Here is a 24,595-nt window from a genome sequence, read left to right as displayed (position 1 = left end):
CGCAATGCTGCACGCACACGCAAAAACCGCCGCGGGCGCGGTCAGAGAACGACCGGCCGTCGACTTCGAGAGGCATTCTCTCGGAATTGGGCAAAAAGACATACCCCTCGACGGGGGTATCGGCTCCGCTGCACCGCAGGCAAGCTCGCAAACGTACCTTGGAGAAGCACTTCTGGGAATTGCGCGAATGGCCGCTCCCTATAATGAAGCGCAAGGCCGCATCGTGAGAACGCTCCTCGACGCGTTTGCCCATTCGCCAGACGACCATCCGACCGAACACCGATCCGCCACATGCCGACAAGGAACGTACCGAATGAAGAAGCCGCTTGGGACGCACGCCGCGCCGGCCGGGTGTATGTGCGGGCGACTGTGCGCCGAACAAAGCGGGCAATGCTTTGGCTCTCGATCGGTCTCGCGATGCTTGGGGGGCACCAGGGCACGCAGACACAAGCGTTCGCCGCCGAAGCACCGGACGCTCTCTCAGCGGCCACCGCGCACAAGGAGAGCGAAGCAGACGGGGGCCGTGACGCAGAAGCGCTCAATGCGTTTGAAACGAAGCCCCTTCTCACGGTCGCACTTCTCGATACGCTCATCAATCCGCTTGACGCCTTCACGCTTCGCGATACGGTTGCTTCGCTCGAAAGAGCGCTGCCGCAGTACGAGTGGCGAACGATCACGTTGACGACGGCCGAAGCCTACGAGAACATTCGCGCCGCGCAACCGGACTTCATTTTTGCGTCCGCCGGGTTTTCTGCCGAAGCGCAGCTCGAGCGCGGCGTCGGCAGCTTTCGCATCGCGACGCGCAGAACGTCCTTTGCCCGAAGTGCCTCGGCGTCGGTCGGGGCCGCCTTTGTCGTTCGCAAGACCGATACGCGCATTACGGATCTCGCGTCCATGCAAGGCATGCGCGCAGGGGCGAGCATTCCGCAGGCGATCGACGGCTGGGTGGCCGCCTCGGGCGAAATTCAAGCCCGCGGGTTTGATCCGGAAAAGTTCTTCAGTGAAGTCGACTTTTCGAACAACGCCTATCCGGACGTCCTGAGTTCGCTTTTAGCCAAGCGTATCGACGTAGCGATTCTGCCCGCGTGCCTGCTTGAGACGGCCGCGCAGATGCGGCTTGTCGACGCATCAAACCTGCGCGTCGTCAACGAAAAGAACGAAGGCCTCGCCTGCCGTCATTCGACGGCGCTCTACCCGGACGTATCGATTCATGCGCTTGCGTCCGCCCCCGAGCAGGCCGTGCGCGACGTCACGGTGGCGCTCTTGACGCTTCCCAAACGGGAAGCCGGTCGAATCGCCATGCAGACAGGCGAAGAATCCGCCCGAGAGCAACGCGACATCGACTATACGAACCCCGACTACGAGTGGGTGACGAACGTCTCGGACATCACGGTGCAGCAGCTGCAGCGCTCCCTTCGAATCGGACCCTACGCGTATTTGCGGGACATGAGTCCGTCGGCGCTCTTTGCGCGTTACCGCACGGAACTCATAACGGCGGCGCTCCTTGTCCTCTTTTTGCTGCTCAACGAATGGCGTCTGCACCGGATCGTTCGCAGACGCACGGCGGACCTTCGGGAGGCGCTCGCCGCCCGGATGCGAACGGAAAAGGAAGCCGCGCAAATCCGCACGCGCTTGGCCGGACTCGAGCGCCGCTCGATCGTGCAGCAAATGTCGGGCATGATCGCGCACGAAATCAATAACCCCGTAGGCGTCGTGCGCAATTACGCGGCGCTCCTGCGCCTGAAGCTCGGCATCCGCACGCAGCCGTCCGCCGATGTTTCCGGTGCGGCGCCGATGCCCCGCATGACGGCCGAAACGCCCAGTGAAGCCGACCGCCGCCTCATCGCGTCCGCCGTTCTCGCCATCGACAAGGAAGCCGTTCGCATCAGCGGCATCATTTCCCGCGTGCGCGCCTACGCAAAATCAACCGCACAGGCGCATGCCCCCTGTGATCTTCGAGCCGTTCTCGCAAAAAGCATCGCTGCGTACCGTGCCGAAGCCGACGGCCGCGGAACGGGCGCGTGCCGAATCATTTGCAGCGAAAAGGATGCGCCCGTCGTTATTCTCGGCAATCCTCTGGAACTCGAAATTCTTTTCCTGAACCTCATTCGAAACGGTGCCAGAGCAGCCGTCGCGGGTGTGAATGCGGCCAATCGAATGTCGTGTACGCTTGAAAAACATGCGCCCTTCGTTTCGATTTCCATCGAGAAAACGGTTTTAAGCGGCAACAGATCACATGCGAGCGAAACGGTCGGTGATGCGCCGGCTTCCAATCCCGAAAAGTCGAAGAGATCGCTTTCCGAAGATTGCAAATCGAGCATGGAAATGGGGAAACCTGCTTGGCTCGTCAAAGTGGAAAATTCAGGCGAACCGCTCGGCGAAAGTGCCTTTGAAGCGCTCGAGCGACTCGGCGACTCAGTGGCCGTTGCGCCGGCCGGTTTGGGACTCGGACTCACGATCTGCCGAGGCATCGCGGACTCGCACGCAGCGGAACTTCACTTCGAGCGCCGCGCCGCCGGGGGTATCGCAGCCTTTGCAGTCTTTGCCGCCGAACCGCAGGAAGCGCTCGAAGAGACGACGAACGATGCCGCTGACGCCGAAGCCCCGGCGAAACGTCAATAAGAAAGGATTGAAAACATGGCAACCGAATTTGAACCGCTCATTCGAATCGTTGACGATGATGAAAGCTTTCGAGAAAGCCTGCGGCTCTTTTTGTGCGCACTGAATCTGCCGGTGGCAGACTGGCCCGACGCACAATCCTTTCTCGATGCATTTGATCCGGAGCGTCCGGGCTGCGTTCTCCTCGATATCCGAATGCCGGGAATGACGGGCATTGAATGTCAACGTCGACTCGAAGATGTCGCTGAACGAATTCCCGTCATTTTTCTGACCGGACACGGCAACGTAACGACTGCGGTCCATGCGATGAAGTCGGGCGCATTCGACTTCATCGAGAAAGAGGGCGACCCGATGGTGCTCGTTGAAACCGTCGAGCGTGCGTGCGAGAAGTCCGTGAGCGCCTTTCACGCACTCAACGCCGACCGCATGCAGCAAGCAAAGTTCGACGCGCTATCCGCACGCGAAAAGGAAGTGCTGCGCATGGCGGCCAACGGCCTCTCGAACAAAGACATGGGCGAACGCCTGGGGTTAAGTCCCGAAACGGTGAAGATGCACCGCGCCAACGCCTTCGGGAAAATCGGCGTCAGAAGCGCGCTCGAAGCCTACCAATGGCTCGAAAACGTTCCGCAACCGCTCTCGGGTAAAGCCGTCAAGGCGCAGAACGAATCGGACGGGAAGGGTAGCGCATGACAACCTATCGATTGGAGAGCCCGTTGAGCCCCGCGCGCCGTCGGCTTCTTGCGGCCGCCACCGAAGGTGCAATCCTGGCAGGTCTAAGTCTCGCTGCAGGACCCCTGCGTGCCCGGCCCCCCGCCCGCACGGCGCCCACCGTGGTCGACGTTCTTGTGATCGGCTCGGGCGCGGCGGGCCTATCGGCGGCCGTTGCCGCACGCGAGGCGGGCGCGCCCAATGTGCTGCTCCTCGAAAAAGGCCCCTTGATCGGCGGACACACGCTTTATTCCTCGGGATCCATAGCGGCCGTTTCCCCGAAACGCACGCGCGCAACCGGGACCGAAGACAGCATCGAACAGTTCGTCGCCGACGCCCTTGTTGTGGGCGGCAACCATGGAAGCGCTGCGCATCTGCGCGAAATCGCACTCGGCTCCGAATCGGCGCTCGACTGGCTCGAAAGCATGGGCGTGCGTTTTGGCGCACCTTTCATTGCGTACTCGGAAGTGAGACCGCGCTCCTACGCCATGCCGGGAAACGGTGCGGGCCGCAATTACATCCTTGCGCTTGCGCGGCGCGCGGGTGAAATAGGCGTACGAATCGAAATGAACGCGCGTGCCGTGTCGCTCGAGCGAGCCCGTACGGGCTCGGGCTGGTGCGTGAATGTGGGCGCCACGCAGCTGCAGCCCCAAATGGGCCGCAAGACCGAGGCGCTTCGAAAAATCCGAGCACGAACAGTCGTCATTGCGACGGGCGGTTTTACAGCCAATGTGGCAAGACGCGAACGCATCAATCCGCTCGTCGGCGCCGATGTTCACACGAGCGCCAATCCTTACGGACGCGTTTGGGACGGAGCAGACGGCGACGGCATCGATCTCGCGCTATCCGCTGGCGGGATCTTCATGGAGGGCTACGGGCTGCAGCTTTTGCCCTTTTGGGGCGGTCGTCTCCTCGACTACGTGGGCGGCGACATCTATGTGAACCTCGAGGGCAAGCGCTTCGTGAACGAAGCATTGAGCTGGGGACGCATTGCCGAAGCAATTCTGCGGCTTCCCGAAAAACGCTTTTGGGTCATCACGGATGCACAGTCGTATAAGGGGGCGACACTCGGCATCAAGCTATTGAACGGCATCGTGAAGAAATCCGAGACGATTGCAGAGATGGCCGACGGTATGGGGATACCCGCTCAAACACTCGAGCGCACGATCAACGAATACAACCGGTGCGTGCGCGACGGCTTCGACCCGGTCTTCCGAAAGGATGTCTTCGCGCAGGAAATCAAAAAGCCGCCTTTCTACTGGGGTGAAGAACACATCTACGTACACACGAGCTTCGACGGCATCGCGACGGACCCGCGCGGCAGCGTCGTCTACAAGGACGGACGCCCCATCCCTGGACTCTTTGCCGCAGGCGAAGTCGTGGGAGGCATTTTCGGCCGCGACCGTCTCGGCGGCGGATCGCTCGCGAACTGCTTCGTGATCGGCCGTCTCACGGGTGAACGGGCCGCTCAAGCGGCAAGGCTCGTCGCCGCCAAAGAAGAGGCGATGAGAACGCGTCTCGGCGGCTAAATATGTGCAAAAAGCCCGCCGCATTCAGTCGGCAGGCTTTTCGTTCAGTCCTGCTTTCGCTCAGGCATCAACCGAAGAGTTCGGTCAGGTGCTTTTTCCAACGCTCCAGGTCTTCGGGAATCGTGGGATTCTTGAAGACGTCATTGGCCATGAAGGAAGGCAGGCGCTGCATGCCGATAAATTCGAACGTCTTGTGCACGGGCATCCAGACGCCGTCGATGCCCCGGCCTTCGAAGAACTGATCCTGATCCGTGAACGCTTCAAGCGGCGCATTCCAAGTCGAGGAGAGGAGGTAGCGCTTGTTTTTGAGCTGACCACCCGTGCCGTAGCGCTTCGTCGGATCGTGACGGCTGCGCCCGTCGCCCGCGCTGATACCGGGCTGCACGAAGACTTCATCCTCGTACTTCTTGAATTGCCAGGGAGGCGACATCCACCAGCCGGGACTCTGCACGATCACGACGTCGGCAGCAAGAATCTTCTTCACTTCGTCTTCAATGACCCAGCCGTCGTCGAGATTCGTAACGACGACCTCATGACCGAAGCCCTCAAGCGTTTCGCGTGCCGTCTCGACAAAGGTCTTCGAGAGCGTGCCGCCTCGACCGAAATGCCGGCAGCCCGCATTGATGATGAAAAAATTCATCCGGGTTCCTCCTGAATTTCAACTGCCACACTTTCGTTTGGGTGTTAACGAAAGGTGTTTGAGAATCATTATAGGAAAGCAGAAGCACGCCGCCATTCGCCGTTCTTCCTGGTTCTTTGCGGCAATCCGCTGTTTTTCAGGCAGTCTCGAGCGGATAACGGCGTTGGACACCATCAACAGAAAATTCAGGGAAACACTTATGACTTGGGTCGCCGCATAAGTCCGCCAAGAATCTCGGCCTCAAGATCGGCGACAAGGCTTACGCCGTCATCAAGGCTTCGAGCGTCATGGTTGCTGTCGACTGATTGCGACTCGGTAAAGTTGCCGTTTCGTCAAAGGCGCTGCCGGCAACTAACGTCAAAACAAAGGGCACGGCTTTTTGGCGCGTGCCCTTTGTCCATCTAGCTAGCGATGGATCAAAACGATCGGCCAACAGGGGTCATGAGGCCGACGTCTTTTTCTTGCGTTCGGGCAATTGCGCGATCACGACGGCCGCCGCCATCACGACGCAGCCGAAGAGTTCGCGCCCGGAGAGCACTTCGTCGAGAAGGAGCCACCCGGCAATCACGGAGACCACGCTCTCGAGCGACATGATGAGGCTCGCAACCGTGTCGTTCATGCCGCGCTGACCGACGATCTGAAGCGTATAGGCGATGCCGTTACTCATAATGCCCGCCCAAAGGATCGGAATGAGCGCCGCGACCCAGCCGTCCCATTCGGGCGATTCAAAAAGAAGCATCGCCGTACAGGCCATGAGCGAACCCACGGCAAACTGCATCATCGAGAGTTCGACCGGATTGACTCGCACCACAAAGTGCGAGATCACCAGAATGTGGCAGGAGAAGACGAAGGCGCAAAGGAGCGTATAGAAGTCGCCGAGCCGAAGCGAAAACGAACCGTCCGCAGGTATGCAGAGGTACCAAAGACCGACACAGGCAGTCGCGACCGCCGCCCAGATGGCCGGGCGGGAGCGCTTGCCGAGAAGGAGACCCAAAAGCGGGACGAGAACGATGTAGAGCGCCGTGATGAAGCCCGACTTCCCGGCTTCCGTTTCGGCAGCGAGCCCGAACTGCTGCAGCGACTCGGCGCCAAAGAGGCAAAGCCCGCAGGCGGCGCCACCGACAACAAGCGATCGAATGTAGGCCGGGTCCTTGCGCCGCTTCCACTCGTCGGGCTTCGTTTTCTTGAGGCGCGCGCGCATGAAAAGCACCGGTCCCAAAAGAAAGAGGGCGCCTAAGCACATGCGTGAAGCCGTAAATGTAAAGGGGCCCACGTGATCCATGCCGACAGACTGCGCAACAAAGGTGCAGCCCCAAATCGCTGCGGTAATCAAGAGCAGAACGGTCTGTCTCAGTTCGAATAACGTCATCCGGGCCTCCTTCCCGCACCTATGGGTATCGACATGAATTCCGCTCGAAATTTGCGAACGGCGTTGCCGGCGATCGAATATATGCCCACCCTGAAGGTCCTTTGATTACGGGCGAAAGCATTCGAATGCAGTCGGGCGAAACGCCTCTTTCGAGCGGCGAATCTGCACATTTTTGCGCATGCCGTTGCATTTTGCAAAGTTTGTCGGCGAGTCGATACAAAATCCGAACTGCGCTTTACGGTGCGGCCCGATAGTATGTCCATAAGGGAACTCAATTGAGAGCACCCTATGACCGAACAGCAAAGCAAAGGAGACAATCTATGACGAAACTGTCCGTTCTCGCCGCATCGGCCGCTGCCGTCGTTCTCGCGCTTTCGACCGCTGCTTGCTCGAAGTCCGAAGAACCGGCACCTGCGCCTGCTCCCGCTGCCGAACAGCAGGCGCCCGCACAGCAGCCTGCCGCTGCGCCCGAACAGAAGACTGAGCAGAAGGCTCAGGGAGAGGCGGCACCGGCTGCCGCAGCTGCCGAAGGCGAAGCGAAGAAGTAACCTTCTCGCGATGCCTTCACGAGGCGCCTCTAGAGGGCGAGGCGCCTCACTCGGGCGGCCGCGCGTGCATGCGGCCGGGGAGTCCGGGCGTCTTTTTTATTTAACTGTTGTCTGATTAGGGCGGACTGACGCGAAACAGTCCGCCGTTTTTATTGCCCGCGGCCGGTACCGAAGCGCTTGACAACGACGCCGGGCGCCTTAGAGCGCTCAGTCCGCGTGAAGCTTCCCCGCTGCGCGCAGGCGAGCAAGAACGGGCTCGAGAGGCATCGCACGCACGAACTTGCCGTCGCTGCCCGTCATGTCGTGCGCGAGGAAAAGCGAATTGAGAATGGCTTCTTCGGTTGCCTCAATCGCTGCCATGAAGAGGGGGGTCATGTCGTCGTTTCGCACGAGCTTGCCGCCTTCGAGCGAGAATTCGGGCGCCTTGTGCTTCACGCGCACGCTCTCGGCCGTTGAAAAGGCCACGGCGAAATCTCCCGAACCGTTCGAAGCGACGCCGCCCGTGCGCGTCATCCCCATGAAGGCCCGCTTGGCGAGCCGTTCGAGCCCGCGCGCGTCGAGCGGCGCATCGGTCGCGACAATCATCATGATCGAGCCGTCCGCGTTTTCCATGGCGTTGGCGAGCGCCGCCTCAATCGGCTTCTCGTAGGGGTAGCCGCCGAGCTCGAGCCCGAGCGCTTCGCCGTCGATCGTCAAAATGCCGCCGAAATTTGCCTGCACGAGGGCGCCCACGGTCCAGCCGCCGAGCGAATCGGGGAGCTTTCTCGAAGCAGTTCCGATGCCCGCCTTGAAGCCGAAAGCCTTCGTGCCCGTACCAGCGCCTACGGCACCCTCGACGACGGGGCCGGAAGCGGCGTGCTTCAACGCAGAGAGTACGTGCGCCTTCTGCACGAAGCGCGCGCGGATGTCGTTCACGCCCGAGTCGTTCGTTTCGCCCACAAAACAGTTGACGCTCATGACGTCTTCGTTTTCTTCATACTCAAACGTCCAATCGATGAGGCCGTCGATCGCCGCGGCAATGCTCATCGTGTTCGTCAGGATGATCGGCGTTTCGAGGTTGCCGAGCTCCTTGACCTGCGCATAGCCCGTCATCTTCCCGAAGCCGTTCCCGAGAAAAACGCCGCAGGGGACCTTCTCCTGAAAAACGTTGCCCGGATGCGGGCGAATGGCCGTGACACCGGTGTGCATGCCGATGCGTTCGTCGTTCAAAGTCACGTGCCCGACGAGGACGCCTTCGACGTCCGTAATGGCGTTGTTTTCGCCCGTCGGGAGGACGCCGATTCGGATGCCGTATTCACGAGCGCGCTTTCTGCCGTTCGGAGGGAAAGAGGAATTCATGCGCAGTCCTTTTGGTTGTCCGGTGTGCTGGTTTATCCGTTGGGCGTTTCCGCGCGGATTGTCGTTTTACGTTCTTCTTTTTCGCCGTCGGCTCTGATGCCAGAAACGATTAAAAAAAGAATACTCGCTTCGGAACGCCAATCGAGCGCTGCGCACCGCAATAGATATGTTCGGTCTATCCGCGATCGATGCTTAGTTGCGAACCTCGGCCCGTTTCACCCAGGGCACGCCAATAGGCGCGCACTTCCGATCGGCGCTTCAATTCGTCCATGCGAAAGCGAATGGTCAAGAGGATCGCCAGAAACACGCGGTAAAGAAGAAACCAGCCGACCGAGCCTGAAATGGCGTTGAAATCGAGGCCGCGAAGACCGATGTCGCGCCAAAACCCGAATAGCCGCACGAGGGTCGGGATCGGCAACGGGCAGCCGATCAGGCGGGTAGCGGCGCTCGAAGTGCCCGGGGGCCGTGCGCTGCAGAAGCGCCCAGCCTTCGTGCGAAAGCGCAACAAGAACGCTGCGTCGGTCCGTGGGCGAAGCAATACGCTCGATGAGCGGGCGGTCTTCGCGAAGCATGCGCTTCACCATCACCGAAACGGTGGCATCCGCAACGCCCAAACGTTCGGCGAGCTCACCCGGCGTCATGGGTGCATTGCGGTCCCGGAGATTCCTGCTGTTTTGATATTTCGTTTATTTGTAAATAAAATTGCTCATTATGAGCAAGATATGTATCGCCGATCATTTATTTTATTAGCCGGCTATTGAAATGAAGATTTGATATCGGCCAAAGAGACGAACTGCACGCCTTGAAACCGAAACAAAAAATTGGGCGGCGAAGAGCGCCTCAACGTTCTTCGCCGCCAATGGGGGCGCCGCCAGCCGTCAAGCGGCATACCTCGATCGAACGCGGTTATCGCACGATGCCTTTTTCGGCCGTCCAGCCGTCGTTGTCGATACGGCCCGCTTCGATCACATAGGCGTGCCCCTTATAGACGAGCCGCACGATTTCCTGCTCGAAGCGTCCGCAGCCGAGCGTGAGGCGCTCATTCACAATCGGATCATTCGTGAGCGGACGGAACGCTTCGCCGAGGATGCGGCCCGTCGGCATCGGGGCTGCTGCTTCGTCGTCGAGGAGCCCGAGCATCGTCATCATCGTCATCGCAACGTCGTCGTGAGAAGCCGGCTCCTGGTGTTCGCCGTAGCCCGGGAAGCGCGAGCCCGCAATCGCAAGAAGCGAGTGCGTTTCCTGCGGATTGAGGCCACCGTGGTTGCCCGCACCGATCGCGAGCTCTTCTGCCATCACAAGCTTCCCTGTCGAGCGCTCGCCTCGGGTGACAAAGCGCAGATCGGGACCGCGTTCGGAATCCGAAAAGACAAGCGCTTCCGAGAACGTGCCGGGTACGCGCCCTTCGACGGGGTCAACGGCGGCGAGATCTTCGTTCGGGCGTGAAAGCGCTGGCTGCGAGAAGACGAGACCGATTTCGGGCGACGCCATCAGCACGTCGCGCACGGCGGCAAGCATCTTGGGGGTCTTGTTGCGCAGCCAAAGCCCCGTCGCATAGGTCCCCACCATCACGATGTCGGCGTGCGAGACGTCGCGCCCCTCGCGAATGTCGTCGCCCGTGGCGACATTAAACCCTGCGCGCTCGAGGATCGCCTTCGGGTCGACGTGACGAACGACTTCGCCGTGACCGTGGTCCGACATGACGACGAGCTGCACGTTGGCGTCGCGCCCGTTCTCTTCCCACCAGGCAAGAATCCGCGCAAAGGTCGCGTCGGCGTGGCGGCGCGCTTCGACGGTACGCGGGTCGTCGAGCCCGAATTCATGCTGCGAGTGGTCGGGCTCGCCGATCCAAAGCACCGTTACGTCCGCAAGACCCGCCGCACCGTTGACGGCTTCACGCTTAAAGAAGAGTTCGGCCAGAAGATCCGTGCCGCGTTTGTCGGGGAACTGCAGCGGCACGCCGTCGCCGTATTCCTTCGCGAGCGCTTTGGCTTCCGAGGTCGGAAGCGTCGAGTGCACCGCATGCACGCAGCAGTTGAGGTGCCCGTCGCATCCTTCGGCATGCACGTGCTGCAGGCGCGTACTGCCCGGCGAATTCGCGCACAGAACGCGCAGGCGCTTGCCGTCGCGTGCGAGCCGTTCACCCAGGTCGGGCACTTGATAGAGGCCCCCCGCCAGCCGGTCGTTCGCCATGACGCTCGCAACGCTCCAGCCGGCGAAAAGCTTTTCGTCAGGCGTTTTCGCTTCGGGCGAGGCGTTGTAGAAGCAATTGGCGATGATGCCGTGTCGATTCGGACGGAAACCCGAGAAGATCGACGGATGGTTCACGTACGTTTCCGTCGGAAAGCAGGCGAGGTAGTCCGTCCAGTGGTGGCTTTCCGAAACAAACTTCGAAAGAGCCGGCATTTCATCCGGCTTCACATAGTCCGGTCGAAGACCGTCAAAACCGACGATGATGAATTTGATCGGTGCTTCACCGTAAGCAGTCGTATTGTTTTTGATCTTTTCAGTCATAACTTTTTTTTCACCGAAGCCTTTCGCCGTACGGTTATTTCTTCGTAATTTCGCTACGACGAAGGCGTAAATCAGATGCTCGTCTAGTTTTCAAATCGAATCGATGCACCGGTCGATCATGAGTGCTTGATCGTTTTGGATCGCCGGATGCACCGAAAACTGCAGTTTTATATCAACGATTCTGCGGCTCGAGTCGCTGCTGAACCCAGTCGCCGAGAATCGACATCGATAGCGTCGAAATCACGATGACCACGCCCGGAATAACGGCAATCCACCAAGCGGTCGTGAGGTAGTCGCGACCGAACCCGAGCATCGTGCCGAGCGAACTCATCGGGGGCTGCACGCCGACACCGAGGAAGGAGAGCGACGTTTCAAGGAGAATCATCCCGGGGAAATTGAGCGTCATGTTGACGACGAGTGCGGAAGCAATATTCGGGAGAATGTGCCCGAGCATGATGCGCCGCGTCGGGATGCCGAGTCCTTCGAGCGCCGCCGCGTACCCTTCGGTATAGGCCGAGCGCGCGAGGTTGCGCGTGAGACGCGCATAGCGGTCCCACCCGTAAACGGCCATGATTACGATGATGACGGTGACGTCGGTGCCGAGGAAGGCGAGGATCGTGAGCGCGAGGATGATGAAGGGAAGCGACGCCGTGAAGTCGATCCCCGTGTTGACGAGGTCGTCAACGATGCCGCCGAAGCGCGCCGCAAGGAACCCGAGCGCCGTCCCGAGAACGGCACCGAGGAGCGTACCCGTCACCGCCAGAATGAAGGAGAGGCGCAGCGAATAAAGGAGGCGCGAAAGCACGTCGCGCCCAAGCTCGTCGGTACCGAGCGGGTGCGCGAGCGACGTAAAGGGCGCCACAAGGCGGCTCATGAGGTCCATGTCTTCGAGCCCGTAGGGCGCGATCCAGGGCGAAAGAAGCCCGCACACAAAGAAGACCGCGAGAATGCATCCCGAAAGCTTCACAAGGAAGCCCGCCTGGGCGCTCGAAAGCGATCTGAAGAAGTTCTTAAGCATGGTTTGAGATGTCTGACTTGGGTTCTTCAATGCCGATCAGCCCTTGCGAAGGCGCGGGTTGACAACGAGGGCGAGGATGTCCATAAGGAGGTTCGCGGTGACGAGCGAAGCGCCCGTTGCGAGCACGATCATCTGCACGACCGGAATGTCGCGGTTGGCAACGGACTGTACGAGCAGCTTGCCTACGCCCGGCCACGAGAAAACCGATTCCGTGATGACAGCCCCGGCAACGAGGGTGCCGAGGAAGAAGCCCAGAATCGTGAGAATCGAGAGCATTGCGTTCGGAAGCGCATGCAGCCAAATGATTCGCGATTCGGGCAGCCCGCGCATGCGCGCCGCACGAACGCAGGGCAGTCGCATCGCTTCGATCATGGCGCTGCGCGCATAGCGCGAGAAGATCGCCGCTTCGGAAGTAGCCATCGTCACGATCGGCATGATGTAGTGCCAGGGGGTGCTGTTGCCGTATGAGGGGAGCCACCCGAGCCAGATCGAGAAGATGAGAAGAAGAATGACGCCCATGAAGAAGTTCGGAACGGCGTAGCCAAAGACGGAAGCGACCATCATCCCGCGGTCAATCGCCGTATCGCGGTGAAGCGCTGCGATGACGCCCGCAGGAATACCGATCGCAAGCGTCACGATCGCCGTCGGAATCATGAGGTTCAAGGTCGGCCCGAGCGCCGTGAGGAAGACGTCCTTGACGGGCAGCCCCGTCATGTAGCTCATCCCCATATCGAAGTGAACGGCCTTCTGCAGGTAGACCAGGAACTGCTCCCAGAGCGGACGATTGAGCCCCCACTGCTCTCGGAAGGCTTCGATGGCGGCGGGATCCGCATCGGTGCCGAGCATCAGACGCGCGGGATCGCCCGTCATGTGAAGAACAAAGAAGACGCAGGCCGTGAGGAGAAGGAGCGTAAGGAGCGCACGACCCACAATGCGAAGAATAAGTGCGGCCATGGCTTATGCCTCCGGCTGGTTCGCGAGGGTTGACTGAATGGCGCCGTTTTGGGCGAATTCGCTCGTTGCGAGCGCGTCGTATTCGGAGAGTGCAACGAGCTTTTCCAAGGGCGCAAAGCACGCAACGGCGCGCCCTTCACCCATGCCTTCGACGGCAGTGAGCTTCGGCACTTCTTTGAGGCACCGCGACTGCGCGAGCGGGCAGCGGTTCGCAAAAACGCAGCCCGCAGGCCGGTCGATCGGACTCGGCATCGAGCCCTTCGGATAGATGCGGATGACGGAAGCGTCCGCGCCCGGGGTCGACGCCGTGAGGAGCTTTGAATACGGGTGAAGCGGCCGATGGAAGACTTCGTCGACGTCGCCCGTTTCGACCATGCGCCCGAGGTACATCACCGCGACACGGTCGCAGATGTAGCGCACAACGTTGAGATTGTGCGAGACAAAGAGCATCGCCATGCGGGTGGTGCGCTTCAGTTCGTTCAGAAGTTCAAGCACCTGCGCCTGAATCGAGACGTCGAGCGACGCAACAGGTTCGTCGCAGACGAGAAGCGCCGGTCGCAGCGCAATCGCTCGGGCAATCGCCGCGCGCTGCAGCTGCCCGCCCGACATGACGCCGGGGAGTTTCTTGGCGTGGTGTTCGGGAAGCCCCGAAGCGCGCAGCACGGCAAAAGCCTTGGCGAGCGCTTCGTCCTTCGAGAGCCCTCGGTGCACCATGAGGGGTTCGGCCACTTGGTCAACAACCGACATGCGCTCGTCAAAGCACGAGAAGGGGTCCTGGTAGATCATCTGTGCGGCCGGACGCTGCGCGCGCCATTCGCGCGTACGGGGCTCAGGATATTCTTCGCCCTTAAAACGCACGGAGCCTTCCGTCGGACGCGCAAGACCGAGCATGAGCCGCGCGAGCGTCGACTTGCCGCAGCCCGATTCGCCAACGAGCCCCATTACTTCGCCGGTTCGGATTTTAAGATCAACGTCTTCGAGCACGTTCCAGGGGCGGCGGCGCCCGAAAAAGCCCTTGCGGGCGTAGTAGCAGTGGCGCAGAATGCGAGCGTCGACGACGACGGCAAAATCCGTATCCTGCTTGTGCCCGAGGGGATTGCCTTCGGTTTTGGCGACGCCCGAGGCTTCGCGTTCGCGCTCGGCGTCCTCGAGCGCCAGGTCGTCAAGCTCGGCAGCCTTGACGTGCGCCTCCATGCAGCGCGAGGTCCACCCCGGCGCCACTTCGGCCATCTTCGGCAGGAACCCGCGGCAGCGCTCGGTTGCAAGCACGCAGCGGCTTGCAAAGGGGCAGCCGCGGCCGAGCTTTTCAGGGGGCGGAATCTCGCCCTTGATGGGCTTCAGTGTCCCGCGCGTACTCTCCATATCGGGCATCGCGTCAAGGAGCCCTTCGGTATAGGGGTGCGAGGGATTCGGCAGCACCTTCGCCACCGGCCCGTCCTCGAGAATGTAGCCCGCGTACATGACGGAAACGCGGTCGGCGACGTCGTGCGCGAGGTGCAGGTCGTGCGTCACAAGGAGCATCGACATGCCGCGCGCAAGCACGATTTCGCGCATTTCCTGCAGAAGCTCGCGCTGCACGACGACGTCCAAAGCCGTCGTCGGTTCGTCGGCAAGGAGCAGCTTCGGTTCACCGACGAGCGCGAGCGCAATCATGATGCGCTGGCGCATACCGCCCGAGAGCTGGTGCGCGTAGCTCGTCATGCGCTTCTCGGGGGCGGTGATCCCGACCTGCTTCAAGTAAGAAACCGCCATCTCGTTCAATTCCGCGCGGTGACTCGCGGCGAGCGCCGCTTTGTTGCCCTGCGTACGGAACTTCGGATGACGGTAGAGAATCGTTTCGACGAGCTGCTGACCGATCGTTCGCATCGGATTGAGTGCGGCCATCGCGTCCTGAACGATCAGACCGATGTCGGCACCGCGCAGCTTTTCGTATTCACGCTCGGTGAGACCCGAGATCGTGCGGCCGTCGAATTCGATCGAGCCCGTGAGGCGGCTGCGGTGACCGGCGAGCCCGAGAATGGATCGTGCAAGCACGGACTTTCCGGAGCCCGATTCGCCGATCAGTGCATGGATTTCACCGGGCACGACGTCGAGATCGACGCCGTGCAGGACCTCGACGTCGCCGAAAGCGACGCGCAGGTCCCGGATTTTGAGGAGCGGCGCTTTGACTTTATTTGCCGCTTGGGGAGTGCGCATGGTGGAGGCTTCTTTTTTGAATGGTTGCCGAGGGCTGCGCTTCGGGGTTCGGACCGGACGACTGCCGGCACAAACGAAACACCCTAGCGCTTGATTTCATGAGAAGAAGTACGTCGAAGTGCCGCTGCGGCGCCCGATCCTCGCTTTCGGAATCTCGGGCGTCGAACGGCGCTCGACGCTTCGGGGGGCCGCTCAGCGGCCGCGCATTACTTGAACTTCAGGTTCGCTGCCGAGAAGTCCATCGAACCCTGCGTACCCGGGGTCCACTCGACGTTCTTCTGCTTGGCGTAAATCATCGGGAGCGAATAGAGCGGGCAGGCATAGGGGTTCTCGGCAAAGGCCTTGAGCATCTTCGACCAGGCGGCCTTGCGTTCGGCCGGATCGATCGAGGTTTCGAGAATCTTCCCCTGCGCGACGAATTCCTGATATTCAGGGCTCTCGACGATGAAGCCGTCGGCCTCCCAGAAGGCACCGGGCTTGAGGCGGCGCCAAAGCTGCGCGGCCGGATCCGGGTAATAAGCGGAGAAGGAGGCGTTGTTGATCATGCGGTCGCGCCCGGCAGCTTCAACCTGCGTCCAGTTTTCCTTGACGTCGAGCTTGATGTTGATGCCGACCTGCTTGAGCATCGCGGCAACGGCCTGCGAAACCGTCATTTCGAGCGTGTAGTAGCCGGGCTGAATGCGCCAGACAATCGGTTCGCCCTTATAACCCGAAGCCTTGATGAGGGCCTTGGCCTTGGCCGGATCGTAGAGGTTCTTGTTGAAGTCTTCGATCCAGAGGTCGCCGAAGGTCTTGCTCTGGAAGCTGTAGGCAGGCGTCGTGCGGCCAGCGAAAAGGGCGTTCACGAGCATCTCACGGTCGATTGCGTGGAGGAACGCTTGGCGGAGCTCCTTGCTCTGCATAATCTTGTTCGACTTCGAGTCGAAGACGAAACCGTAGATGTTGTCGATCGGGCCGCCCACAACGTCAATGCGGCCGTCGGCCGAGAGGGGCTTCACCTGATCGGGCGGCACTTCCGTGATGATGTCGAATTCGCCCGAACGAAGACCCGCCACGCGTGCCGAAAGTTCCGGCACTTCGACGAACGTGAGCTTCGCGGCGGGCGCCTTTTCGCCCCAGTAGCCTTCGAAGCGCTTCAGCGCAAGACGGTTGCCGGTCTTAAATTCGACGATTTCGTAAGGACCCGTTCCGATCGGATGCTTGATCCAGTTGTCCCAGCCACCCGCCTTCTTGTAGCCGTCTTCGGAAATGATTTCGGACATGCGGGCGGAGAATCGGCGTTCGATCAACGGATCGGCCGTATTCATCGTAACGCGAACCGTATAGTCGTCGACCTTTTCGACGGACTTGAGGCCACCCAAGAATTCACCCGCAGCAGCTCGGCCCGGCGCATTCTTGCCCATAAAACGTTCTTCTCCGAAGGAGAAAACGACGTCGTCGGCCGTAAAGTCCGTGCCGTCCTGGAACTTCACGCCTTCACGGAGCTTGAATTCAACCGTTTCAGGCGAGATGCGCTTCCAGGAAACGGCAAGCCCCGGATGGAGTTCACCCGTCTTCTGGTCGGCGCGAATGAGCGTTTCGTAAATCGAATAGGCGACGCGGTCGTTGGCGTTGTTGTTGACGCCCTGCGGCTCAACAGTGGGCGGGAGCTGCTGCACAGCGACAACCATGTTGTCGGCGCTCGCTTGAGCGGCAACAGAGAAGGCGCCCGCGAGGGCAAGGACGAGAGCGGAGACGGAATGCTTGGCAAATTTCATTTTTTCGAGCGATCCTCGGGAATCACTCTCAAAGCCATGAATGCTCGATATTCTCGATCGTTACGACAGACATTCAACAAGACTTGCCGATCGGACTCGAGAACATTCAATCGGCTTCGGTACGGATTCCTTCGGAATGGAGCGGTAGATACTGTCGATTGAAAATTTCGCGTATTTCGCGATTCCTGCCTCGAGCCTGCCAGTAAGAGCGGTTTTCGAAGAAGCCCCTTGCCGCCATTCGCACCATCGGGTCGTTTCGAAGATTCTGCGAAAGAAGCGGTGCAGGCTCGAAAAGCTGAATTCGGGTCGATTCCGGACTTCCCCTGAAGCACATTCAGACGGCCTCCTTGTCGACAGGGCACATTCTTGCCGTTCGATATGAAACCGCCGCTAAGGCAAGATGAAGATTGCGTGACGCTATATGACACTTGGCTGAAACGTGCAGAACGGGCAACGCGTCTGTCGCACTCGACGAGGGGAAAAATGGGGCGGGCAGATGCCGCATAAGGTCACTTTCAGCCATCTTCAAAAGAAGAAGCACGTCTTGGGCAGCAAATAATTCTTCGAAAAATCAACGTCCTAAATATCGCTTCATCTTTTTGTTACTTATTTGTGACATTTGGGCTACACAACCGATCAGTCAATCGCCGCGAGGCAGATCTGCAGCTCAAGCACGGTCCTTTCTGGGCCTGCTACAGAGGGATGACCGTTCACCATACGATGGGCGGTCTCTCTTGCAACGTCAAGGCGCAGGTGCTCGACTGGCAAGGAAACGTTATGCCGCGTCTTTACGCTGCCTGCGAAATCACAGGCAGCATCCACGGTACGAACCGTGTCGGCGGCAACGCGCTTCTCGATTGCTTTGTCTACGGGCAAATTGCCGGCACAAATGCCGGGCAGGAACGTGCGGCCTGACCTCGCAGGCGAAACACGACCTTTTGCACCGAATCGAACGCAAAGCACCACGCTTAACCCATCCGGGCTTGGTGAACGATTCGTGAGGTGAAGCAGCATCAAGGCGCTCGGTCATCGTTTCGACCGGGCGCTGTTTTGCGCTTTTGACCTCATTCAGCATTTCGTTTGTTGGCGCTTCGCATCTGTCTACATACACAAGATCGACATTGGCCGAGAGCGTCGGGTCTTCCCCGACCGCTCGGCAGTCTTCGACCGTCGCCGCGAGAATGATGCCGCCCTTATGACGAAAGAGGGCAGCGCCGGCGGGATCGCTCTTGACGGTGCGCGGATCAACGACGACGGCCCGCACCCCCGACGTAAGCGCTTCATGAAAATGACTGACGGCAAGTGCCGGCGTCGTGATGCCCGCTCGCAGCGCCTCGGCGTATTCGGCGTATTCGGCGAGCGTACCCGTCTCCACAATCATGCGCTCCGGGTGCGGGAAGGCCTTTAAGAGGCCCTCATAGTCATCCGTCTTGTCGACGACAAGGACAAAACCGAGCCCATTCGGATCACCCGAAACGCGTTCGTTCAGATCCGAGAGCAAAAGCGGCGTGTAACGACCATCAATGCGGCGCTCGCGAACCGCTCTTTCGGAGACGGGCGGAATACGCCAGGACCAGCTCGCTCCCGTACGATCGTTCAATTCAAGCACGGAATGCGCCCCGAAAAAGCGGCCGCTCAGCGTTTTCTTGAGGTCGAGCTCGATGTAGCGGTAGCCCGCAGCGAGCGAAGCGTTGAGTGCTTCTTCCGTATTGAGATACTTGTGGCCATCCAATTCGCCGGCAGCGTGCGCAATGAAGCCCGGAGCGCCGTTCTTTGCCGACGCCTCGACAATTTGAAGGACCAAAGGCGAGGCGGGCGTTTGCAAAAGGAGCGCCGAATCCGAACGCTTGGCATGTTCAATTAAGACGCCTGCCGCAAGCGAAATCGCGAGCGACGCACCAACGGCAACGGTCACGATCCTCGGAATCGGCGACAAACGAAACCGATGCACAAAGAGCGGCTGGAGAACTGAAGCGAGTGGTTCGTTCATGTGCCGGCGCGAAGCCAAAGCATCAGCGGATACGTGTTCCGCCGAAGTGGACCGAGCGCACGATCGCGAGTGCGTCTCGTACATCCGACCGAAACATTCGGACCGTTCGGACCGTTGACCGTTCATCTCGCTGCTCCTCCCGTCGTTTTCAGGACACTTGCTGCACGAGAAAACACTATTGCGGACGCGTCAAAGGCGAGCCAAAGCCGCGTAAAGACAGCTTGAAGCTATCACAAACGCAGGCATCGGTCCGAGAGGCGGTAAGGATGAGAAAAGGGCGGACGGTGAATCGAGACTGTGGGTCGGAAGAGACGCGGGCAGCGCAGCTCGATTCGATTTCGCATTCCTCATTGAGCATCGTCAAAGGGCAAGGCGCTCTTTGAAGGCGGTTCGTGCATAGTTGACTCTCGCAGCACGTCGTCTCCATTCGACCGCTCATGACGGCGCTCTGCCACGAAACCGCACAAAGGACATCGCAGAAATGACCGCAGAAGTTTCCAAGAACGGCGCCCCCAAACCCGTCTCGGCAAACGCAAGCGACACGAGTGTCTCGCTTGTTCGCCGGGCGACGATGATCGGCCTCTTTGCGCCGATCTGCTGGGGCATGTCGGTGAGTCTTGTACGCGGCATTGCCGAAGGATTCGGGCTCGCCCAGGGACAGTGTCTTCTTTACTGCGTCGCGGCCGTCTTCCTCTTCTTTCTCGTAGGGCTGCCGGACTTTCGGCGCATGGACAAGCGCTACCTCTGCATCGGCATACCGACGGCAAACCTGAGTTCACTCACGTTCTGCCTGGCGATCTTCTTTTCCGAAGGGGGCGCCCAGACGGTCGAAGTCGGCATGATCAACTACCTCTGGCCCTCGCTCACGATTCTCTTTGCCGTCGTTTTTAACGGCGTTCGCACGCGATGGTGGCTTTTTCCGGGACTCGCCGTCGCCTTTACGGGGATCGTCGTAATTCTGAGCGGCGACCACGGCTTCTCGTTAACGGAATTCGCCGACCGTGTGGCGGCGCATCCTGTCTCTTATGTACTGGCGCTCCTCGCCGCACTCACCTGGGCTGCATTCTCAAGCATGACGCGCGCTTGGTCGAAGGGGATCAATCCGAGTACGTTCGTCTTCATGGTCGACGCCCTGATTTTCGGCTGCCTCTGGGCGGCCGGGATCGGCAGCGGCCCCGACGAAGCGTCTATGCGCGGGATTCTTTCCGTCGTTTTCGGCGGCCTTGCCATGGGCTGCGCCTATGCCGCGTGGACGCACGGGATGAGCAAGGGCAATATCACGATCCTGGCGCTCGCCTCCTACTTCACGCCCGTCCTCTCGTGCGTTTTTGCCGTCTTTTGGATCAACGCCGAGCTCGGAGGCACCTTCTGGGCGGGCGTCGCGATTGTTGTTGCGGGCTCGCTTCTCTGCTGGGACGCTACCGACCGCGGAATGAAAGCGAAGATCGCCCGCGAGAAGGCAGCTGCAGCAGAAAGCGGCAAATAAGCGCGAAAGCGCCGCAGCAACGGCATTGAGCCGCTTCTCGACGCGCCTCAAGCAACGCAGCACTTCGGGATCCGCGGCCATCGGCATTTTTTCTCTGCGCACGCTGCGCACCGACATTGCCGGCCGAAGTAACACCGGTGAACACGTAAAAAAGGCAGCCCCAAAGAGCTGCCTCATAGGATTACCGAGGACCGCCGGGACGGCCGCCCGGACCCGGACCGGCGCCAGGCCCGGGGCCTGCGCCTCCAGGTCCGCCCGGACCACCCGGACCGGGACGACCCGGGCCGCCGCCCGCCGGAGGACGGTGATGCCAGTGATGGCAGCCCGTGAGGCCGGCGACGAGCGCTGCAGCCGACAGGGCAAAAACCGCTCGGCGAGTCTTTCGTGTCTTTGATTTCGTTCCTTGCATCTCGGGCACCTCGCGAAAATGAGTGAAAGACAATTCATGTGTCCATTATCACTGACGAGCGCATCCATACCGGCGCCAACAATGAAAAGAAACGAAAAGAATCGTGAACGAACCGTCGTTGCGCAAAAGCGACAGGACGGGCGATACATACCCGTCCTGCACGCCAAATCGTGTCAAAGGAAAGCGGGCCGTGCATAATGAAATCTCGCGCCCGTCAGGGACAGAAGAAGTGACCACGACAACATGAGGAGGATTTGACGTGATCCGCATCCGCACGGCCTCAATGAAGGACGTCGACACGCTGACCGAAATCGAGGCGGAAAGCTTCCCGCCCGCCGAAAAGGCCACGCGCGAGAGTTTTGAAAAGCGCCTCGCCGCCTTTGCCGACTGCTTTCTGATTCTCGAAGAGAACGGCCGGGCCGTCGGCCTCATTGACGGGATGGTGACGAACGAGCCGAAGATTCGCGACGAGATGTTCTCCAATGCCGAGCTGCACGACCCACGCGGCAAATGGCAGAGCATCTTTGGACTCGCCGTCCGCCCGCAGGACCGCAAGAAGGGCTACGCCTCCGCGCTCTTGCGCTCGTTCATTGAAAAAGCGCGTCAGGAAGGCCGTGCGGGCGTCATCCTGACCTGCAAAGCGGAACTCATCGATTTCTACTCGCGCTTCGGGTTTGTTTCGAGCGGCGTCTCGGCTTCCGTTCACGGCGGCGCCGTCTGGTACGACATGACGCTCACGTTCGATCGAAGCGCACAAGCGCAGAACTAAGCTCAACGAGGCTGATCAGCACCTTGGAGAAACGGCACGAAAAAGCGGCCGCAGCGACGAAAAGCTGCGGCCCTTTCCTTTTCCGAACTCGCAAAAAGCGCCGGCCAAGCTCGTGCCGGCCGGTCGCTTGCGACAGTAACAAGAAAAAACCGTTTTCAGACCGCACCGGTTTTCCAAAATTACTTTGCGACCCATTATTATTCGTATCCTCTTAACGTTAACGTTCGTTGTCTTAAGTTGCAGTTTTCGGCGACAAATGTCGACAATAGGCGCCCGCCGGTCGACCGTTGCGTACGTGCGACATTGCACGGACAGAAGCGAACGAAGCAGACGGAAAGCCGTCCGCTAGAACTCGGCAAATTCGCCTGAAACCACTGAATACGAAGCGAGTAGGCATTAAAATTTTGTGTAAAAACACACAAGAGATCGCCGAAAACTCTTGTAAACTGATCGACGGACCAGTTAAAACGCATTACCCGTCGCCAAAAGAACGGGAAGGCTAGAACATATGTCAGAGACCAAGAACACTCGGCAAGAAGACGCTTTTGCCGAAAACCGACACGATGATGGGGCGGCTGCGGCCGTGGACTCGTCTGCCGACAAGACCGTAAAGCCTGCCAAGAGCACTAGGTCGACAAAAGGCGGCAATCGACGCTCGCGCTCGGCGGGCAAGCACCTTGTCTATCGGACGCGCCACGCCTACATTCGCTCGACCGAAGAACTTGGCGCCCTGATCCGCGTCTTGCGGCTGCGCACCGGCATGACGCAGACCGAAGCCGCCAAGGCATGCGGCGTCGGACGTCGTTGGTTCAACGAACTCGAAAACGGCAAGGAAACGATCCGAATCGGCATGGTGATCGACGTGCTGCATCACTTCGGCGCCTCGCTCACGATCTCGGGCGAGGGCGCTCGCTTTACCGTTGAAGAACTCGAGAACGAAGCCGTGATGAAGCGCGACGGCGAACACGTCTGGGAAGCCGAATTCAAGGGCGAATACGAACCCAATGCCGAAGCCCAGCCCGAAGAACCGCAGACGGTTGTGCGCAAACGCGGCCAAAAGGCAGGCTACATCAGTCCGCGCACCAAAAAGACGAAGAACTCGGTGAAGTTCGTCGAAAAAGACTGAGAAAGTCCGCACCGGGGTAGCGAGAGCGACCATTACCGCGGCCCCGGAGAGAAAAGCGCTTGCGGCTCGCAGGCGCAAAAAACCGGAGCCCGAAACGCAGGACCGCGCGCTTCGGGCTTCGTCGTTTCTATGACGCTCAAGAAGAAGCAAACCGGGCAGCCGAACCGCTTTCAGCCTTCTTCAAAGACAGATGCCATCAGGTCGATCTCGCGGGGATCGGCACCGAAATCGAGCGCGACGCGCTCCCAGTCGGCAAGTGCACGGCGCATCTCGAAGATCGCGGTTTTCGCCTCGCCCATGCTGATCGCAAAATAACGAGCGTAGGCAATGCAGGCTTCGGGCGTTTCAAGGGGCGTGCGCCCGTCGAGCGTTGCGCCCGAACCCGTCGCCCAGTCGCGCGGCAGAATCGAGATCGAGTGCATCGGCAAAAGACGCCAACCGAGCGCATCGAGCGAGGTTCTTGCGAACTGCCAGTCGGACGTCTTCGGCTTGGCGCCAAGCATCACCGAAAACGCCATTCGCCGCCACATCGCAGGCAGATCGGTCTTGGGCGAAGCCCCCGTGCGGTTGAGTATGTCTGCGAGCGCCAAATAGGGGAGCCGCCCCGGCCGCGGCGCGGCAAAACCTCGACCCAGAGGCTTCACGGGAAGAAGCGCTTCCGCGGAAAGCGTCAAAAGCGGTGCCGTACGCAGTTTGGTCGTCGAATCGATCGTCCGGTCAAAGCGGTCCGTCAGCAGTGCGGCGGTACCCATTGCGCTCCGAATGGTGAAGTCGAGCGTCTCGATCCCGGCACGACGGGCCAAGGTGAGCGCCACGGCGCGCCAAACAGGCACGTCGATCGGATCATCGAGCCGGCGAAGCGTCACGGCGCACTCGCTTCGTTTATGCATGACGGATATGCGCGTCCGCCGACCGCCGAGGACCGCATCCGCCGCAAGCCGAAGCCGGTCGTTCGCATGCGCGCGACCGTGCTCGTTGGCGTGGAAAGCGTAGATGAGGGCGTCGAGCGACGTCGACTCTGAAGCCGTACGCGTACGAATGCCGCAGGCGGCTCCGTTCTCAATCAGATCGATGCCGCCCCCATGTCGAAACGCATGCGGAAGTCTTACGCCCGAAAGTTCCTCGGGCGAGTAGAGGCCGCCGGCAAACAGTCGGTCGACGCCGCGCCCGATCTCGAGTCCGAAGTCGGCAGACGAGGGGGCGGCATCGAGCGACGCATCCTCGGCATCGGCGGCGGCAGCACCCCCATCTTTGATGCGCGACTTCAAGCCGAAGCGGGAGAGCGTGCGCCGAGAACGAGCCGACATGCCATCAACATCGCCGGAAGCGTCCGTCAGTGCATCACGCAAAAGGGCAATCGCGACGCGGTCGATGGAACGCTCTTTCAAAAAGGCGAACGTACGCATGCCGTCGGGCGGGCGAATCGGCTCTGCACCGAGCGGCAGATCGGCCCCAATTGCAAAACCCGTTTCGAGCCACTTCTCGTCATATAAAAAAATGGGGCGATTGTCGAAATCGCTTCGAAGATTCAGTGAAGGATTATGACGAGATTGCTGGGAACGATCCGTTTGATATGGGCGACGCTCATTCGAAAAAGTGAAGCTTGATTCAAATTCGTTTCGTCG

18 protein-coding genes and 2 pseudogenes are annotated in these 24,595 nt (G+C 60.1%); 9 read left to right on the top strand and 11 right to left on the bottom strand.

Translation table 11 applies throughout. The features are described from left to right. The first annotated feature begins 291 nt into the window (after positions 1 to 291). From H6A60_RS07790 to H6A60_RS07780, 3 genes are read left to right on the top strand one after another with little or no spacing between them, the layout of a single operon-like run. Positions 292 to 2,622 carry a PhnD/SsuA/transferrin family substrate-binding protein gene (locus H6A60_RS07790; protein ID WP_205103117.1) on the top strand — a complete coding sequence of 777 codons (2,331 nt, stop codon included), beginning with the start codon at positions 292 to 294 and terminating at the stop codon, positions 2,620 to 2,622. Positions 2,623 to 2,637: 15 nt separating this feature from the next. Next, positions 2,638 to 3,309, top strand: a complete 672-nt coding sequence (locus H6A60_RS07785) for a response regulator transcription factor (RefSeq protein WP_205103112.1) — start codon at positions 2,638 to 2,640, stop codon at positions 3,307 to 3,309. Then, positions 3,306 to 4,856 (top strand): FAD-dependent oxidoreductase, encoded by a 1,551-nt coding sequence (locus H6A60_RS07780; protein WP_205103109.1) that lies wholly within the window; start codon positions 3,306 to 3,308, stop codon positions 4,854 to 4,856. The genes H6A60_RS07785 and H6A60_RS07780 overlap by 4 nt, the downstream gene beginning before the upstream one ends. A 67-nt stretch (positions 4,857 to 4,923) precedes the next feature. Here the strand turns inward: H6A60_RS07780 and H6A60_RS07775 are convergent, their stop codons facing one another. Then, positions 4,924 to 5,496, bottom strand: a complete 573-nt coding sequence (locus tag H6A60_RS07775) for an NAD(P)H-dependent oxidoreductase (protein ID WP_205103107.1) — start codon at positions 5,494 to 5,496, stop codon at positions 4,924 to 4,926. A gap of 227 nt (positions 5,497 to 5,723) precedes the next feature. Here H6A60_RS07775 and H6A60_RS14025 point away from each other — a divergent pair. Beyond that, positions 5,724 to 5,801: pseudogene (locus H6A60_RS14025) on the top strand (TOBE domain-containing protein); the annotation flags it as partial. Positions 5,802 to 5,935: 134 nt separating this feature from the next. Here the strand turns inward: H6A60_RS14025 and H6A60_RS07765 are convergent. Then, the gene (locus tag H6A60_RS07765) at positions 5,936 to 6,865 is read right to left on the bottom strand and encodes a DMT family transporter (protein WP_205103103.1); all 930 of its coding nucleotides are present in this window, start codon (positions 6,863 to 6,865) and stop codon (positions 5,936 to 5,938) included. 320 nt (positions 6,866 to 7,185) lie between these two features. Between H6A60_RS07765 and H6A60_RS07760 the strand changes: the two genes are divergently transcribed. Beyond that, on the top strand, positions 7,186 to 7,413 hold the full coding sequence (locus H6A60_RS07760) for a hypothetical protein (protein WP_205103100.1): 228 nt from the start codon (positions 7,186 to 7,188) through the stop codon (positions 7,411 to 7,413). Positions 7,414 to 7,620: 207 nt separating this feature from the next. On the opposite strand, the gene H6A60_RS07755 is transcribed toward H6A60_RS07760, so the two are convergent. The 7 genes from H6A60_RS07755 to H6A60_RS07725 form a co-directional block, all read right to left on the bottom strand. Next, a complete protein-coding gene (locus H6A60_RS07755) occupies positions 7,621 to 8,751 on the bottom strand; it encodes a DmpA family aminopeptidase (protein ID WP_205103096.1) in 1,131 nt (376 codons plus the stop codon). Positions 8,752 to 8,966: 215 nt separating this feature from the next. Continuing rightward, the gene (locus H6A60_RS14020; protein WP_205103092.1) at positions 8,967 to 9,392 is read right to left on the bottom strand and encodes a MarR family winged helix-turn-helix transcriptional regulator; all 426 of its coding nucleotides are present in this window, start codon (positions 9,390 to 9,392) and stop codon (positions 8,967 to 8,969) included. 265 nt (positions 9,393 to 9,657) lie between these two features. Further along, positions 9,658 to 11,265: an alkaline phosphatase family protein gene (locus H6A60_RS07745; protein ID WP_205103090.1), complete on the bottom strand. Its 1,608-nt coding sequence runs from the start codon at positions 11,263 to 11,265 to the stop codon at positions 9,658 to 9,660. Positions 11,266 to 11,437: 172 nt separating this feature from the next. Next, on the bottom strand, positions 11,438 to 12,283 hold the full coding sequence (locus tag H6A60_RS07740; protein WP_205103087.1) for an ABC transporter permease: 846 nt from the start codon (positions 12,281 to 12,283) through the stop codon (positions 11,438 to 11,440). 36 nt (positions 12,284 to 12,319) lie between these two features. Next, positions 12,320 to 13,237 carry an ABC transporter permease gene (locus tag H6A60_RS07735; protein ID WP_205103084.1) on the bottom strand — a complete coding sequence of 306 codons (918 nt, stop codon included), beginning with the start codon at positions 13,235 to 13,237 and terminating at the stop codon, positions 12,320 to 12,322. Positions 13,238 to 13,240: 3 nt separating this feature from the next. Further along, positions 13,241 to 15,433, bottom strand: coding sequence for a dipeptide ABC transporter ATP-binding protein (locus H6A60_RS07730; protein ID WP_205103081.1), 2,193 nt, complete (start codon positions 15,431 to 15,433; stop codon positions 13,241 to 13,243). 206 nt (positions 15,434 to 15,639) lie between these two features. After that, positions 15,640 to 17,190, bottom strand: coding sequence for an ABC transporter substrate-binding protein (locus H6A60_RS07725; RefSeq protein ID WP_205103079.1), 1,551 nt, complete (start codon positions 17,188 to 17,190; stop codon positions 15,640 to 15,642). Positions 17,191 to 17,892: 702 nt separating this feature from the next. Between H6A60_RS07725 and H6A60_RS13935 the strand changes: the two are divergent. After that, positions 17,893 to 17,982: pseudogene (locus tag H6A60_RS13935) on the top strand (hypothetical protein); the annotation flags it as partial. A 13-nt stretch (positions 17,983 to 17,995) separates the two neighbouring features. On the opposite strand, the gene H6A60_RS13930 reads toward H6A60_RS13935, so the two are convergent. Beyond that, positions 17,996 to 19,105 (bottom strand): PI-PLC domain-containing protein, encoded by a 1,110-nt coding sequence (locus H6A60_RS13930; RefSeq protein ID WP_205103077.1) that lies wholly within the window; start codon positions 19,103 to 19,105, stop codon positions 17,996 to 17,998. A 556-nt stretch (positions 19,106 to 19,661) separates the two neighbouring features. On the opposite strand from H6A60_RS13930, the gene yddG reads away from it, so the two are divergent. The 3 genes from yddG to H6A60_RS07700 all read left to right on the top strand — a co-directional run bounded on the left by yddG (position 19,662) and on the right by H6A60_RS07700 (position 22,970). Next, positions 19,662 to 20,666, top strand: coding sequence for an aromatic amino acid DMT transporter YddG (gene yddG, locus H6A60_RS07710; RefSeq protein ID WP_205103075.1), 1,005 nt, complete (start codon positions 19,662 to 19,664; stop codon positions 20,664 to 20,666). A gap of 668 nt (positions 20,667 to 21,334) precedes the next feature. Continuing rightward, complete coding sequence (locus H6A60_RS07705) at positions 21,335 to 21,844, top strand: GNAT family N-acetyltransferase (RefSeq protein ID WP_205103073.1); 510 nt, start codon at positions 21,335 to 21,337, stop codon at positions 21,842 to 21,844. 508 nt (positions 21,845 to 22,352) lie between these two features. Beyond that, positions 22,353 to 22,970 (top strand): helix-turn-helix domain-containing protein, encoded by a 618-nt coding sequence (locus H6A60_RS07700; RefSeq protein ID WP_205103071.1) that lies wholly within the window; start codon positions 22,353 to 22,355, stop codon positions 22,968 to 22,970. Between the two features lie 170 nt (positions 22,971 to 23,140). On the opposite strand, the gene H6A60_RS07695 is transcribed toward H6A60_RS07700, so the two are convergent. Beyond that, positions 23,141 to 24,277 carry a HipA domain-containing protein gene (locus H6A60_RS07695; RefSeq protein WP_205103068.1) on the bottom strand — a complete coding sequence of 379 codons (1,137 nt, stop codon included), beginning with the start codon at positions 24,275 to 24,277 and terminating at the stop codon, positions 23,141 to 23,143. Between the last annotated feature and the right edge of the window lie 318 nt (positions 24,278 to 24,595).

The sequence above is a fragment of the Sutterella massiliensis genome (assembly GCF_016899755.1).
Taxonomy (GTDB): Bacteria; Pseudomonadota; Gammaproteobacteria; order Burkholderiales; family Burkholderiaceae_F; genus Sutterella; species Sutterella massiliensis.
The sequence above is the reverse complement of the archived record's forward strand: the minus strand, read 5'-3'. Positions and strand labels throughout refer to the sequence as shown.